The 13,757-nt window shown below is 64.3% G+C and carries 11 protein-coding genes; 6 read left to right on the top strand and 5 right to left on the bottom strand.

Going from position 1 to position 13,757, the window contains the following annotated elements; genetic code table 11:
* Nucleotides 1-17 precede the first annotated feature (17 nt).
* From ACIPZ8_RS07930 to edd, 4 genes are all read right to left on the bottom strand, one after another.
* Entirely contained in the window at nucleotides 18-1,472 is a 1,455-nt protein-coding gene (locus tag ACIPZ8_RS07930; protein WP_400721216.1) for an ATP-binding protein, read from the bottom strand.
* Nucleotides 1,453-2,151, bottom strand: coding sequence for a two-component system response regulator GltR (gltR, locus tag ACIPZ8_RS07925; protein ID WP_400721566.1), 699 nt, complete (start codon nucleotides 2,149-2,151; stop codon nucleotides 1,453-1,455). Before gltR ends, ACIPZ8_RS07930 begins: the two co-directional genes overlap by 20 nt.
* Nucleotides 2,152-2,246: 95 nt before the next feature.
* Nucleotides 2,247-3,206 (bottom strand): glucokinase, encoded by a 960-nt coding sequence (locus ACIPZ8_RS07920; RefSeq protein WP_400721214.1) that lies wholly within the window; start codon nucleotides 3,204-3,206, stop codon nucleotides 2,247-2,249.
* Nucleotides 3,203-5,029 (bottom strand): phosphogluconate dehydratase, encoded by a 1,827-nt coding sequence (gene edd / locus ACIPZ8_RS07915; protein ID WP_400721211.1) that lies wholly within the window; start codon nucleotides 5,027-5,029, stop codon nucleotides 3,203-3,205. Before edd ends, ACIPZ8_RS07920 begins: the two co-directional genes overlap by 4 nt.
* A gap of 265 nt (nucleotides 5,030-5,294) precedes the next feature.
* On the opposite strand from edd, the gene gap reads away from it, so the two are divergent.
* From gap to ACIPZ8_RS07885, 6 genes are all read left to right on the top strand, one after another.
* Complete coding sequence (gap, locus tag ACIPZ8_RS07910) at nucleotides 5,295-6,296, top strand: type I glyceraldehyde-3-phosphate dehydrogenase (RefSeq protein WP_400721208.1); 1,002 nt, start codon at nucleotides 5,295-5,297, stop codon at nucleotides 6,294-6,296.
* Nucleotides 6,297-6,551: 255 nt separating this feature from the next.
* Entirely contained in the window at nucleotides 6,552-7,064 is a 513-nt protein-coding gene (locus tag ACIPZ8_RS07905; RefSeq protein WP_400721205.1) for an RNA polymerase sigma factor, read from the top strand.
* Between the two features lie 90 nt (nucleotides 7,065-7,154).
* Nucleotides 7,155-8,117, top strand: a complete 963-nt coding sequence (locus ACIPZ8_RS07900; RefSeq protein WP_400721203.1) for a FecR family protein — start codon at nucleotides 7,155-7,157, stop codon at nucleotides 8,115-8,117.
* A gap of 125 nt (nucleotides 8,118-8,242) precedes the next feature.
* A complete protein-coding gene (locus ACIPZ8_RS07895) occupies nucleotides 8,243-10,828 on the top strand; it encodes a TonB-dependent receptor (RefSeq protein ID WP_400721200.1) in 2,586 nt (861 codons plus the stop codon).
* 163 nt (nucleotides 10,829-10,991) lie between these two features.
* Nucleotides 10,992-11,585, top strand: coding sequence for a biliverdin-producing heme oxygenase (locus ACIPZ8_RS07890; protein ID WP_400721198.1), 594 nt, complete (start codon nucleotides 10,992-10,994; stop codon nucleotides 11,583-11,585).
* 53 nt (nucleotides 11,586-11,638) lie between these two features.
* The gene (locus tag ACIPZ8_RS07885; RefSeq protein ID WP_400721195.1) at nucleotides 11,639-12,052 is read left to right on the top strand and encodes a YbaN family protein; all 414 of its coding nucleotides are present in this window, start codon (nucleotides 11,639-11,641) and stop codon (nucleotides 12,050-12,052) included.
* Here the strand turns inward: ACIPZ8_RS07885 and arcD are convergent.
* Nucleotides 12,032-13,459, bottom strand: a complete 1,428-nt coding sequence (gene arcD, locus ACIPZ8_RS07880; RefSeq protein ID WP_400721193.1) for an arginine-ornithine antiporter — start codon at nucleotides 13,457-13,459, stop codon at nucleotides 12,032-12,034. The two genes, ACIPZ8_RS07885 and arcD, sit on opposite strands and share 21 nt — an antisense overlap.
* Between the last annotated feature and the right edge of the window lie 298 nt (nucleotides 13,460-13,757).

Below are 13,757 nucleotides of genomic sequence, written 5' to 3'. Positions count from 1 at the left end.
CCAAGCTGTGACACAGCTCAATCCACGCCTCTTGGTAGATAGAGCGTCACCCGCAAACCACCTTCGCGCAGGTTGAGCAGGCTCACCTCGCCCCCGTGGCTATGGGCGATGTTGCGTGCGATCCCCAGGCCCAGCCCGTAGCCCTGCTGCTTGCCGGCCAGGCGAAAATGCGGCTCGAACACCTGCTCCATCTGCTGTTGCGGCACACCCGGGCCCTGGTCATCCACCTGCAGCACGAAGCCCTCGGCGCTGTCGATGATCCGCAGGTGTGCCCGTTCGCCGTACTTGATGGCATTGTCGATCAGGTTGCCGATACAGCGGCGCAGGGCCAGTGGCTTGCCCGGGTACGGCGACAGGGCTCGCCCTTCGACGGTGATACGGCCGTCACCCAGGTACGGCTCGGCGAGAATCTCCAGCACCTGGTTGAGGTCGATCGGCTCGATGTTCTCGTGGATGTCGGTGTCCTTCACGCACTGCAGCGCCCCTTTGACCAGTAGCTCCAGTTCGTCGAGGTCGTGGCTGAACTTGGCCTGCAGCCGCTCGTCCTCAAGCAGTTCGACGCGCAGGCGCAAACGCGTGATCGGTGTGCGCAGGTCGTGGGAAATGGCGCTGAACAATTGCGAGCGTTCGGTCAGGTAACGGCTGATGCGCTCACGCATGTTGTTGAACGCTCGCCCCACTTCCACCACCTCGCTGCCGCCGCCTTCGGCCACCGGCGCCACATCGGCGCCCAATGACAGTTCGCGCGCGGCGCGTGCCAGGCGCTTGAGCGGCCAGCTCTGCCAGTGCACCAGCAAACCGATGAACAGCAGCAGCAAAGCGGTGGTCAGGATGATGAAGCCGATCTGCTGGCGCGGCAGGCGTTCGGCTTCAAGGCTGGTATAGGGTTCGGGCAGCAACGAGGCGATGTACAGCCATTCGCCCTGGTCCAGACGGATCTGGGTCACCAGCACCGGCGGGTTGAGCGGCTCCAGGGTCAACGAGTAATGCGCCCACGAGCGCGGCAGCTCATCAAGCTTCAGGCCACTGTTGAAGATGCGCAGGTCATCGGGGGCGACGAACTCGACGGAGATTTCCATCTGCTCGCCGAGGCGCTCGTGCAGCACCTGCTGGAACACATCGATCACCGCCTGCTTGCGTGGCGTGATCGGCAACACCGGCATGTCCAGCGGCTTGTCATTGAGCGACACGAAGAAGCGCGTGCCACCCATGCTGCGCAATTGATCGAGCACCATGGGCCGATAGGCCACCGGCAGCGAGCGGAAGTAGCTGACGCTGGCGCTCATGGAATGGGCCAGGCTCCCGGCACTGGCGCGCAGGCCCTGCAACTGGCTGGCACGCAGCTGGGCAACCCAGATCAGGCTCGACAGGCCCTGGGCCAACAGCACCACGAGCAAGGTCAGCAGCAGCATGCGCCCCAGCAGCGAGCGCGGCAGCAGGCGCCAGCGCCGCTCAGGAAGCGCAGCAGACATGGGCAGCCAGCAGGTAACCACTGCCGCGCACGGTGCGGATCAGCCGCGGTGGCTTGTCGGTGTCGCGCAGGCGCTGGCGCAGGCGACTGACCGCCATGTCGACGATGCGGTCCAGCGGCATCGGCTCGCGGCCTCGGGTGGCGTTGCCGATGGTGTCGCGGTCGAGGATCTGCTGCGGGTGGTCGAGAAACAGCTTGAGCAGGGCAAAGTCGGCACCGGACAGAATCACCTCTTCACCATCGCGGTGGAACAGCCGGTGGCTGACGGTATCCAGACGCCAGTCGTCGAAGGCCAGCACGGCACTGGCTGGCGCGGCCTGGCCAAACTCGCTGCGGCGCAACAGGGCCTTGATACGCGCCTGCAGCTCACGTGGGCTGAACGGCTTGCCCAGGTAGTCATCGGCGCCCAGTTCCAGGCCAATGACGCGGTCGGCTTCATCGGAGCTGGCGGTCAGCATGATGATCGGCACCCGTGACTGGCGCGGATGCTGGCGCACCCAGCGGCACAGGCTGAAGCCGTCTTCGTCGGGCAGCATGACGTCGAGGATCACCAGGTCGCAGGGGGTGTTTTCCAAGGCGCGGCGAAAACCCTGGCCATCGGCTTCGGCGTGGACCTGGAAGCCGGCACGGCTCAGGTAGGTTTGCAGCAGTTCACGAATTTCCTGATCGTCGTCGACCATCAGGATGGACTTTCCGGCAGTGTTCAAGGTATCCCGCCCTCGTGTTTTGTCACAGGTCTTCGTCGCCTGCTATCAGGGCCGCAAAGCGGCCTCAGTCAGTGATCCAGCGCCTGCTGTAATGCCACCCCTGCCCCCAGCAGTCCAGAAAATTCCGCTGTCACCAGCCACACCGGCACGCCCTCGAAATAACCGCTCATGCAGCCCTTGTCGGCAAAGCTGGCGGCAAAGCCGCTGCGCAGGAACAACTCGGCAAAGCGCGGGATCACGCCGCCGACAATATAGACCCCGCCGCGCGCGCCCAGGGTCAGCACATTGTTACCAGCCACGCGCCCGAGGAAGCGGCAGAACTGCTCGATCACCGCCAGCGCCCGTGGCTCGCCGCCCAGGGCCGCATCGGTGATCTGCGCAGGCGTTGTGTGTCGGGGAATGTCGCCGTCCAGCGCGCACATGGCCTGATGCAAGCGCACCAGGCCACCGCCGCTGAGTACGGTCTCGGCGCTGACATGGCCGATCTGGCTATGGATCTGCTGATGGATCGCCGCCTCGCGGGCATTGCCCACCGGCAGGTCGACATGCCCGCCTTCACCCGGCAGCGCCTGCCAGTGCTGCTCACCCAGGCGCAACAGGCTGCCGACCCCCAGGCCGGTGCCCGGGCCGATCACCAGCGCGGGCCGCGCCAGGTCCGCGTTGCCTGGGCAGACCTCAAGGTACTCACCGGGTTGCAGGCGAGTCATGCCCAGGGCCTGGGCCGAAAAGTCGTTGATCAGCAGCAACCGCTCGACCTGCAAGGTCTGGCAAAACGCCTTGTGGCTGAGCCGCCAGTGGTTGTTGGTGAAGCGGAATTCATCGCCATCCACCGGCCCGGCCACCGCCAGGCACACTGCCGCGAGGCCGCCACGGGCAATGCCGTGGCTATGCAGGTAAGCCTCGATGGCCTGTTCCGGGCTGGTGTAGTCCGCCGTGGCAAAGACCTTCACCTGGTACAGCTGGTTGTCACGCCACAACGCAAAGCGGGCATTGGTGCCACCGATGTCGCCAACCAGCAGGTCCTTCATTTGAGGTTCTCCAGGGCCGAGGTGAAGGCGCTCGCGCCCTGCTCTGCCGGGCTGAACGCCATGCGCATGAAGCCGAACAGCTCACGGCCGCAGCCCAGGTCGTTGCCCTGGGGCGCGGGCGGCAGGTCACGGCTGGCCAGCGCTTCTGCCGACACCATCACCCGCAGCGTGCCTTCGACGCCATCGACCCGCACGATATCACCATCGCGCACCCGTGCCAGCGGGCCACCATCGAACGCTTCGGGGCAGACGTGGATGGCCGCCGGGATCTTGCCCGAGGCGCCCGACATGCGCCCGTCGGTCACCAGTGCAACCTTGTAGCCACGGTCCTGCAGCACGCCGAGGAACGGCGTCAGCTTGTGCAGCTCGGGCATGCCGTTGCAGCGCGGGCCCTGGAAGCGCACCACGGCAACGAAATCGCACTCCAGCTCACCGGCCTTGAAGGCATCGGCCAGCGACTGCTGGTCATGGAACACCCGTGCCGGGGCTTCGACCACCTGATGCTCAGGCGCTACTGCAGAAACCTTCATCACGCCACGGCCCAGGTTGCCCTCCATCACCCGCAGGCCGCCTTCGGCCGAGAACGGCCGTGCCACCGGGCGCAGGATGCTCTCGTCCAGGCTCTGCTGCGGCCCTTCGCGCCACACCAGCTTGCCGTTGTCGAGGAACGGCTCCTGGGTATAGCGGCGCAGGCCGTGGCCGGCCACGGTGTTGACGTCTTCGTGCAACAGGCCGGCATCGAGCAGTTCACGGATCAGGAAGGCCATGCCGCCAGCGGCCTGGAAGTGGTTGATGTCGGCCTTGCCGTTGGGGTAGACGTGGGACAGGGTCGGCACCACTTCGGAGAGGTCGGCCATGTCCTGCCAGGTCAGCTGGATGCCGGCCGCCTGGGCGATCGCCGGGATGTGCAGGGTGTGGTTGGTCGAGCCACCGGTAGCGTGCAAAGCCACGATCGAGTTGACCAGTGCCTTCTCGTCGACGATCTCGCCCAGCGGCATGAAGCTGCCGCTGGCCTTGGTCATGCGCGTGACCTGTTGCGCCGCCTCGGCGGTCAGGGCATCGCGCAGCGGGGTGTATGGGTTGACGAACGAGGCGCCTGGCAGGTGCAGGCCCATGACTTCCATCACCAGCTGGTTGGTGTTGGCGGTGCCGTAGAAGGTGCAGGTGCCGGGGCTGTGGTAGGACTTCATTTCCGATTCCAGCAGTTCCTCGCGGCTGGCCTTGCCTTCGGCATAGCGCTGGCGCACGTCGGCCTTCTGCTTGTTGGAAATACCGGAAACCATCGGCCCGCCCGGTACGAAGATGGTCGGCAGGTGGCCGAAGCGCAGCGCCCCCATCATCAGGCCGGGGACGATCTTGTCGCAGATGCCGAGCATCAGCGCAGCGTCGAACATGTTGTGCGACAGCGCTACCGCCGTGGACATGGCGATCACTTCGCGGCTGGCGATGGCCAGCTCCATGCCTGGCTCGCCTTGAGTCACGCCGTCGCACATGGCCGGCACGCCACCGGCGAACTGGCCGACCGAGCCGACCTCACGCAGGGCCTGCTTGATCTGGTCAGGGAAATGCAGATACGGCTGGTGCGCCGAGAGCATGTCGTTGTAGGACGAGACGATGGCAACGTTGGCCGCGTTCATCAACCGCAGGGTCTGCTTGTCCTCGGCACCACAACCGGCCACGCCATGGGCGAAGTTGGCGCATTGCAGGCTGGCACGCATGGGCCCGTCACTGGCCGCGCCACGAATCAGCTGCAGATAGCGTTCGCGGGTGGCACGGCTGCGTTCGATCAGCCGCTGGGTGACCTCAAGGATGCGCGGATGCATGTACTGGACTCCAGGCTAATTGTAAGGGCGGTTTACCGGGCATTTCCCCTCCAAACGATTGCGGCCTAGGCTCAAGGTAGAGGGGCTCACGATATCGGGGAAGGCACTGTGCCCAACCACTCGTTGTATGTTTAAACAAAATACTGCCATCAAAAAGGCTTGTTTTCTATCGCCCAGTGAATAATCTTGTAATTCCAACAACAAAACCGTTTCAGTGAAGCGCCTTTTTGCCACAGGTTTCACTCGGACCGCCAGAGGTACTGCCATGACCCTACGTATCGCCATCAATGGATTCGGCCGCATCGGGCGCAATGTCCTTCGCGCACTGTATACCCAAGGCTACCGCCAGGACCTGCAGGTCGTCGCCATCAACGACCTGGGTGACAGCGCGATGAACGCCCACCTGCTCAAATATGACAGCGTACACGGCACGTTCGATGCGGTGGTCGAGGCCGACCATGAAAGCCTGACGGTCAATGGTGACCGTATCGCGGTCAGCGCCATCCGCAACCCGGCCGAACTGCCCTGGAAGGCCGAAGCGATCGACGTGGTGTTCGAATGCACCGGGCTGTTCACCGACCGCGCCAAGGCCGCTGCACACCTGGCTGCGGGTGCCGGCAAGGTGATCGTCTCGGCACCGGGCAAGGGCGTCGATGCCACCGTGGTGTACGGGGTGAACCACGATATCCTGCGGGCTTCGCACCAGATCATCTCCAACGCCTCGTGCACCACCAACTGTCTGGCACCGATCGCCCAGGTGCTGCACCGCGAGTTCGGCATCGAGCAGGGGCTGATGACCACCATCCATGCCTACACCAACGACCAGGTGCTGACCGACGTCTATCACAGCGACCCGTACCGCGCCCGCTCGGCCACCCAGTCGATGATCCCGAGCAAGACCGGCGCCGCCGAGGCCGTGGGCCTGGTGCTGCCGGAGCTGGCCGGCAAGCTTACCGGCATGGCCGTGCGGGTGCCGGTGATCAACGTGTCGCTGGTCGACCTGACCGTGAACCTCAAGCGCGAGGCCACCGCCGAGCAGGTCAACCAGCTGTTCCTCGAAGCCAGCCGACACTCCAAGGTGCTTGGCTACAACGCCCTGCCGCTGGTGTCGTGCGACTTCAACCACAACCCGCTGTCGTCGATCTTCGACGCCAACCATACCCGCGCCAACGGGCGGATGCTCAAGGTGCTGGCCTGGTATGACAACGAGTGGGGGTTCTCCAACCGGATGCTGGACAACTGCCTGGCATTGGCCAACGCCCGCTGAAGCAGGGCTGACCGCGTCATTTGTAGGAGCGGCCTTGTGTCGCGAAAGGGCCGCAGAGCGGCCCCCGGATTTCAGGGCTGGTGCAGATACCCCTAGGGCTGCTCTGCAGCCCTTTCACGACACATGGCCGCTCCTACACGGGACCGTGCAAGGATGAAGAACTCACAATCTTTACCTTTTCCTAACAATTCCAGGCTTGACCTGACCGAAAGATGATAAGCATTATCATTAACCTTTCGTCGGCCAGGTCCCCCCGTGAGTCAGTCCCGGTTCAACTCCGTCTTCCTCGTCCAGCGTCTTTCCCTGCTGCGCACCCTGCAACGCATGGTGGGTAACCCCAGCACCGCCGAGGACCTGCTGCAGGAAACCTACCTGCGGGTATCCCGCGCCCTGGGCGAGCGGCCCATCGAGCACCTCGAACCCTTCGTGTTCCAGACCGCCCGCAACCTGGCACTGGACCACTTGCGCACGCGGCGGGTGCAGTCACGCATGCTGGTCGACGATGTGCCCGACGAGGTGCTGCACAATGTCGCGTCCCCGCTGGGCAGCAGCGAGGACGCCGCGCACGCCGAACAACTGCTCAAGCACCTGAGCATCAGCCTCAACCAGCTGAGCGAGCGCCAGCAGCGCATCTTCATCCTCAGCCGCCTGCACGGCGCCAGCTACCTGGAAATTGCCGAGCAGCTGCAGGTCTCGGCCAGCACGGTACAGAAGGAACTGAAACTGATCATGGCCATCTGCATGGGCGTGGCCGACCGCCTCAAATGAGCCGAGCGCAGGCGTGCCGAATGCGGCGTGGCCCTTGCCATGCTTCGCCCGAGCCTTGATCATTCGCAAAAATACCTGCAAGGACACACCGTGACCGACAGCCCCGTCCCTCGCCCGCCAGCTACCGGGCCCGACGCCCGCGCCCGTGCGCTGGACGAGGCACTGGAGTGGCTCGTGCGCCTGCAGTGCGCCAACGAGGCCGACACCCTCGCCTTCGAGCAATGGCTCAGCGCAGCCGCGGAAAACGCCGAAGCCTATGTCGAGGCCGAAGCCTTGTGGAATGGCGCCCCGCTGCGCCAGGCCGCCCTGCACATGCACCAGCACCAGCGCCGCTCGCTGCGCGGGCGCCTGCGCGCGCACTGGAAGCCACTGGCGACCGCCGCCGTGCTGCTGGTCGGGCTGTTCACCTTCGGCAACCTGCCGGTGCGCCTGCAGGCCGACCACCTGACCGTGGTCGGTGAACGCCAGCGCCTGGAGCTGGATGATGGCGCCAAGGTCCTGCTCAACACCAACTCCGCCTTCGCCAGCGACCAGCAGGGCGGCCGCCAGGTTGCACGCCTGCTGCAAGGCGAGGCGTACTTCCAGGTACCCGGTGGCGCCCAGCTGCCGCTGGAAGTGCAGGCAGGCCCCGTGCGTGCCCAGGTGCGCGACACCGATTTTGCCGTGCGCTACCTCGACGGCGAGGCACAGGTTCGCGTGCAGCGCGGCGACGTCGACCTGCAGGGAGCCCGCGACCAGCGCATCCGCCTCAGTGCCGGCGACAGCATCAGTGTCGGCCCGCAGGGCTTCGGCCAGCGCCAGCGCCCGGACATGCACAAGGACCTGGCCTGGGTCGACGGCCGCCTGGTGTTCGAGAACTGCCCGTTGAGCCAGGTGCTGGCCGAAGTGCGGCGCTATTACCCCGGCTGGATCATCAACCGCAACGACCAGCTCGACGACATGGCGGTGACCGGCAACTACCGCCTCGATCAGCCGCTGGAAACCCTGCGCGCCCTGGCCCACATCACGTCGGCGCAACTGCACGAATTCCCCGCCGTGGTCATCATCAACTGAGCGACAAGTTTTTTTACGCGATCGCGCAACCCCGCCCGTCTCGTTATAGCCAATGCAACTGATTCTTGTTTGAAAACAAGAACGGTCATCACCTATAACAGTTCGCGCGTCAGGGAGCGCTTTCGATGTCCACAGGTCCATCTCGCCCGTCTACCCTTCCCCACCGTACCGGTCAGCTGTCCCTGCTGACCTTGGCGCTCCTCGCCAGCGGTGCCTGCAGCTTGCCAGCACTGGCCGCAGAACCGGCCCAGGCCAGCAGCCCGCGCATGGGCGACTACCGCTTCAGCATCGCCCAGCAGCCGCTGGTCGAGGCGATCAATGCCTTCAGCAAGGTCACTGGCTGGCAGGTCGGCTTCAGCGCCGAGCTGGCCGACGGCGTGGCATCGCCGGGTGTTCAGGGTTTGCTGGCGCCGGAGGCCGCACTCAAGCGCCTGCTCCAGGGCACCGGCCTGGTCTTGCGCAAGATCGGCAACGGCAATGTGGTGCTCGAACGCCAATCGGCGGGCAACGTCGTTGCCCTGCAACAGGTGACCGTCAGCGCCACCCGCAGCGCCCAGGACGTGAGCCAGGTGCCGAGCACCGTGAGCGTGCAGACCCGCGAGCAACTGGACCGGCAGAACGTCAACAACATCCAGGAGCTGGTGCGTTACGAACCGGGTGTATCGGTGGGAGGCACCGGCCAGCGCAGCGGCCTGAACGGCTACAACATCCGCGGCATCGACGGCGAGCGCGTCCTCACCCAGGTCGATGGCGTGTCGATCCCCGACAGCTTCTTCTATGGCCCCTACGCCCAGACCCAGCGCAACTACGTCGACCCCGAGATCGTCAAACGCGTGGAAATCCTCCGCGGCCCGGCTTCGGTGCTGTACGGCAGCAACGCCATCGGCGGCGCGGTGAGCTACTTCACCCTCGACCCGGACGACATCATCAAGCCTGGCAAGGACGTCGGCGCGCGGCTGAAGACCGGCTACAGTTCGGCCGATGAGAGCTGGCTGACCTCGGCTACCGTGGCTGGCCGCACGGGTGATTTCGATGGCCTGCTGCACCTGAGCCAGCGCAACGGCCACGAGACCGAATCCTACGGAAGCCATGGTGGCACCGGCCTGTCGCGCACCGAGGCCAACCCGGAAGACGTGCGCACCACCAACGTCCTGGCCAAGCTGGGCTGGAACTACGCCGACGATGCCCGCCTGGGGTTGACCTACGAGCGTTACAAGGATGACCGCGACCAGAATATCCTCAGTGCCGTCGGTGGCCCGTTCACCAACGGCGCCGGCCTGGGCATGTACCGCAGCCGCACCGGCAACGACACCGTGACCCGTGAACGCTTCGGCATCACCCATGAATTCGGCCTGGATTCGCTGGTCGCCGACCACGTCAAGTGGAGCCTGAACTACCAAGTCGCCAAGACCGACCAGAGCACCGAGGAAGTCTACTTCCCGTTCAGCCGCACCGTACTGCGCACCCGCGACACCACCTACAAGGATCGCCAGTGGGTGTTCGACGCGCAGCTGGACAAGGCCTTCAGCGTCGGTGCCACCGACCACCTGCTGACCTACGGCACCACCCTCAAGCACGAGAAGGTCACCGGCTCGCGCAGCGGCACCGGCACCTGCCTGGCAGTCGGAGGTGCCTGCCGCACCATCGGCCAGGTCAGCACCAGCGATGCCCAGGCGCTGGTCAGCGACTTCCCGGACCCGACCGTGAATACCTACAGCCTGTTCGTCCAGGATGAAATCCGCTGGAACAACTGGACCTTCATGCCCGGCGCGCGGTACGACTACACGCGCATGGAGCCGAAGTTCACCGAGGCGTTCCTGCGTGGCATCCAGGGCTCAGGCACCGCCCCGAGCAGCCTCGACGACTCGGACAAGAAATGGCACCGCGTCTCGCCCAAGTTCGGCCTGACCTACGCCTTCAATGACAACTACACCTGGTACGGCCAGTACGCCGAAGGCTTCCGCACCCCGACGGCCAAGTCGATGTACGGGCGCTTCGATAACCCGACCCTGGGCTACAGCGTGCAGGGCAACCCCGGGCTCGAACCGGAAAAGAGCAAGAGCTACGAAACCGGCCTGCGCGGCAACTTCGACGCCGGCAACTTCGACGTGGCGGTGTTCTACAACAAGTACCGCGACTTCATCGACGAAGACGCCGTGCAGTCGGCCAACCTGGAAACCACGTTCCAGGCCAACAACATCAAGCACGCCACCATCAAGGGCGCCGAGGTCAAGGGCCGCCTGAACCTCGACCACTTCGGTGCGCCGCAGGGCCTGTACACCCAGGGTTCGATCGCCTATGCCCATGGCCGCAACGATGACAACGGCCAGCCGCTGAACAGCGTCAACCCGCTGACCGGCGTGTTCGGCCTGGGTTACGAGCAGCCGAACTATGGTGGCCTGCTGAGCTGGACTCTGGTCAAGCGCAAGACCCGCGTCGACGACACCACGTTCTTCGCACCGGACGGGCAGAGCTCGCAGTTCCGCACACCGGGTTATGGCGTGCTTGACCTGAGTGGCTTCTACAAAGTGACCGACGACGTCACTGTCAACGCCGGGCTCTACAACCTGACCGACAAGAAGTACTGGCAGTGGGATTCGGTGCGCGGTTACGACGGCCAGGGTGAAGCGGGTGTGACCCAGCCGGCCAACCTCGACCGCCTGACCATGCCGGGGCGCAACTTCGCCGTCAATGTGGTGTGGGATATCTGATGTAGGGCTATAGCGTTGTAGCGCCTGTGAGACCGAGCGCCGCCCGCGCGGCGCTCGATTTCACAGGCGCTGAACCACTCAAGACAAACGCCAATTTTTTTACTGTCTCAAGCCCGCTATTTCGTCTTGTCACTAGACGCCCTCATTTACCAAGGACACCTCCATGACCGACCGCCCAGCCCTGCGCTCGCAACGCCTCAACCAGGCCACCCACGCTCCGCACAGCGAGCTCGACGCCCTGGTCAAATCCCACGCGCCATTCGACAGCCGCGAAAGCTTCGCCCGCTTCGTCGTCGCCCAGTACCTGTTCCAGGCCGAACTGCAGGCCCTGTACAACGACCCGCAACTGATCGCCATCGTTCCCGACCTGGCCGAGCGCTGCCGCGCCGAACAGGCCCGCCTGGACCTCGCCGACCTCAACACCGAAGTCCCGGCCGCCGTGCCCGGTGCCCTGCACAATCCGACCCTGGGTGAAGCCATGGGCTGGATCTTCGTCTCGGAAGGCTCCAAACTTGGCGCTGCGTTTCTGATCAAGCGTGCCGTGGCCCTGGAATTGTCCGACCGCTTCGGTGCCCGCCACCTCGGCGAGCCGGCCGGTGGCCGTGCCGAAGGCTGGAAGCAGTTCACCCGTATTCTCGATGGCCTTGAGCTGTCGCCCGAGGAAGACGCCGCCGCCGAGCGCGCAGCGGTTGCCGCCTTCGAGCGCTTCACCGAACTGCTCAAGCATGCCTACGCCGCGGATGCCGCGCTGGCCTGAGACGCATCAACCGGCCGCCTCTCCGGTGGCCGGACGTTTTTTGCAGTGAGACCATGACCCGACCCGCCCGCTCGAAACTGTCCCGCCTGCTGTATGGCATCCTGGCTTACGTAAGCTTGGGGATAGGCCTGGTCGCGATCGTCATCCCCGGCCTGCCGACCACCGAGTTCATCCTGCTGGCCGCCTGGGCCGCCACGCGCAGTTCGCCGCGCCTGTCTGCCTGGCTGGAGAACCATCGCCTGTTCGGGCCGATCCTGTACAACTGGCGCAACGGCAAAGTGATCCAGCGCCGCGCCAAGGTCAGTGCCACCGTCAGCATGCTGCTGTGCGCAGGCTTGATGCTGGTTTTCCTCGAACACCACTGGCCGGTTTTTCTGGCGATTGCCGGCATGACCCTGGGCAACCTGTGGATCTGGTCGCGCCCTGAACAGCCCGGCCCCGCTGCCTCACAAGCTCAACAGCCCTGAATAAAGCAGGTAGGCAGCCAGTGCCGCGCCCGCCAGCACTGCGGCGAAAATCAGCTTCTCCCAGGCGGTGAACAGCGTCTGCCCTTGCTCGTGCTTGGCCCGGGCAAAGAGGATGACCCCCGGGGCATAGAGCAGTGCCGACAGCAGCAGGTACTTGAGGCCGCCTGCGTAAAGCAGCCATACCGCATACAGCAGCGCCAGCGCGGCCACCAGCAGGTCCTTGCGCCTCAGCCTTGCCTGGCCTTCGTAGCTTTCCCCGCGCCAGGCCAGCAGCACGGCATAGGCCGCCGACCACAGATAAGGCACCAGAATCATCGACGATGCCAGGTAGATCAGGCTGGTATAGGTGCCCTCTGAAACCAGTGTGATCAGCAGGAAGCCCTGGATCATGCAGTTGGTCAGCCACAGGGCATTGGCCGGCACGTGGTTGGCGTTCTCCTTGGCCAGAAAGCGCGGCATGGTCTTGTCGCGCGCCGTGGCATAAAGAATTTCCGCACATAGCAGAGCCCAGGACAGCAAGGCACCGAGCAGCGATACCGCCAGGCCAATGCTGATCAGCAAGGCGCCCCAGGGGCCGACGATATGCTCCAGCACCGAGGCCAGTGACGGGTTCTGCAACCCGGCCAGCTCCGGCTGGGTCATCACCCCCAGCGACAGCACGTTGACCAGCACCAGCAGCGCCAGCACCCCGAGAAAGCCGATCACGGTGGCCTTGCCGACGTCGGCGCGGCGCTGCGCCCGCCCGGAATACACGCTGGCGCCCTCGATACCGATGAACACGAACACCGTGACCAGCATCATGTTGCGCACCTGGTCGAGCACATTGCCGAACTGCGGGTTGCTCAGGCCCCAGATATCACGGGTGAAGATATCGGCACGGAAGGCGAAGGCGGCGATGACCACGAAGATCAGCAATGGCACCACCTTGGCCACGGTGGTCACCTGGTTGATGAACGCGGCTTCCTTGATGCCACGTAGCACCAGAAAGTGCACCGCCCACAGCAGCAACGAGGCGCAGCCGATGGCAATGGGCGTGTTGCCTTCGCCAAACACCGGGAAGTAGAAGCCCAGGGTGCTGAACAGCAGCACGAAATAGCCGACGTTGCCCAACCAGGCGCTGATCCAGTAACCCCAGGCGGACGAGAAGCCCATGTACTCGCCGAAGCCAGCCTTGGCGTAGGCGTACACCCCCGAATCCAACTCGGGCTTGCGGTTGGCCAGGGTCTGGAACACGAAGGCCAGTGCCAGCATGCCCACCGCCGTGATCGCCCAGCCGATCAGCACCGCGCCGACATCGGCACGGGCTGCCATGTTCTGCGGCAGCGAGAAGATCCCGCCGCCGATCATCGAACCGACCACCAGTGCGATCAGTGCACCCAGACGCAGCTTTTGTCCCGGTTCGCTCATGGGGCTTCCTTTTTTCCGAGCTGTCATGCGTTTGCAACAGAGATGAGCGCCATATAAATGCTGTTACTTATATAGCCAAGACCATTAAACCTATAGCATTAATAACCATAATGTCTATCGACCCGCCTCTGTAAAAACTAGCAGCTGCCAAGCAACTAGAAAAGAATCCGATAAAACTCGAAATTCTTGTGAAAAATTTGCGAAAGCAGCAAAAGCGGCTAGTTTCAGAGTTCGCAGGCCAAACAGAGCGGTTGCTCTAGTAAGACATGGAGGTGCCAGCGCACAAGGCCTGCAGCAG

Source organism: Pseudomonas sp. NPDC089422 (assembly GCF_044749405.1).
Taxonomy (GTDB): Bacteria; Pseudomonadota; Gammaproteobacteria; order Pseudomonadales; family Pseudomonadaceae; genus Aquipseudomonas.
This window is presented reverse-complemented; position numbering and strand designations above follow the sequence as displayed.

Excerpts from the sequence above, each read along its gene's own strand:
- ACIPZ8_RS07930 (WP_400721216.1), bottom strand. The coding sequence starts at position 1,472 with ATGTCTGCTGCGCTTCCTGAGCGGCGCTGGCGCCTGCTGCCGCGCTCG.
- gltR (WP_400721566.1), bottom strand. The coding sequence starts at position 2,151 with ATGGTCGACGACGATCAGGAAATTCGTGAACTGCTGCAAACCTACCTG.
- ACIPZ8_RS07920 (WP_400721214.1), bottom strand. The coding sequence starts at position 3,206 with ATGAAGGACCTGCTGGTTGGCGACATCGGTGGCACCAATGCCCGCTTT.
- edd (WP_400721211.1), bottom strand. The coding sequence starts at position 5,029 with ATGCATCCGCGCATCCTTGAGGTCACCCAGCGGCTGATCGAACGCAGC.
- gap (WP_400721208.1), top strand. The coding sequence starts at position 5,295 with ATGACCCTACGTATCGCCATCAATGGATTCGGCCGCATCGGGCGCAAT.
- ACIPZ8_RS07895 (WP_400721200.1), top strand. The coding sequence starts at position 8,243 with ATGTCCACAGGTCCATCTCGCCCGTCTACCCTTCCCCACCGTACCGGT.
- ACIPZ8_RS07890 (WP_400721198.1), top strand. The coding sequence starts at position 10,992 with ATGACCGACCGCCCAGCCCTGCGCTCGCAACGCCTCAACCAGGCCACC.
- ACIPZ8_RS07885 (WP_400721195.1), top strand. The coding sequence starts at position 11,639 with ATGACCCGACCCGCCCGCTCGAAACTGTCCCGCCTGCTGTATGGCATC.
- arcD (WP_400721193.1), bottom strand. The coding sequence starts at position 13,459 with ATGAGCGAACCGGGACAAAAGCTGCGTCTGGGTGCACTGATCGCACTG.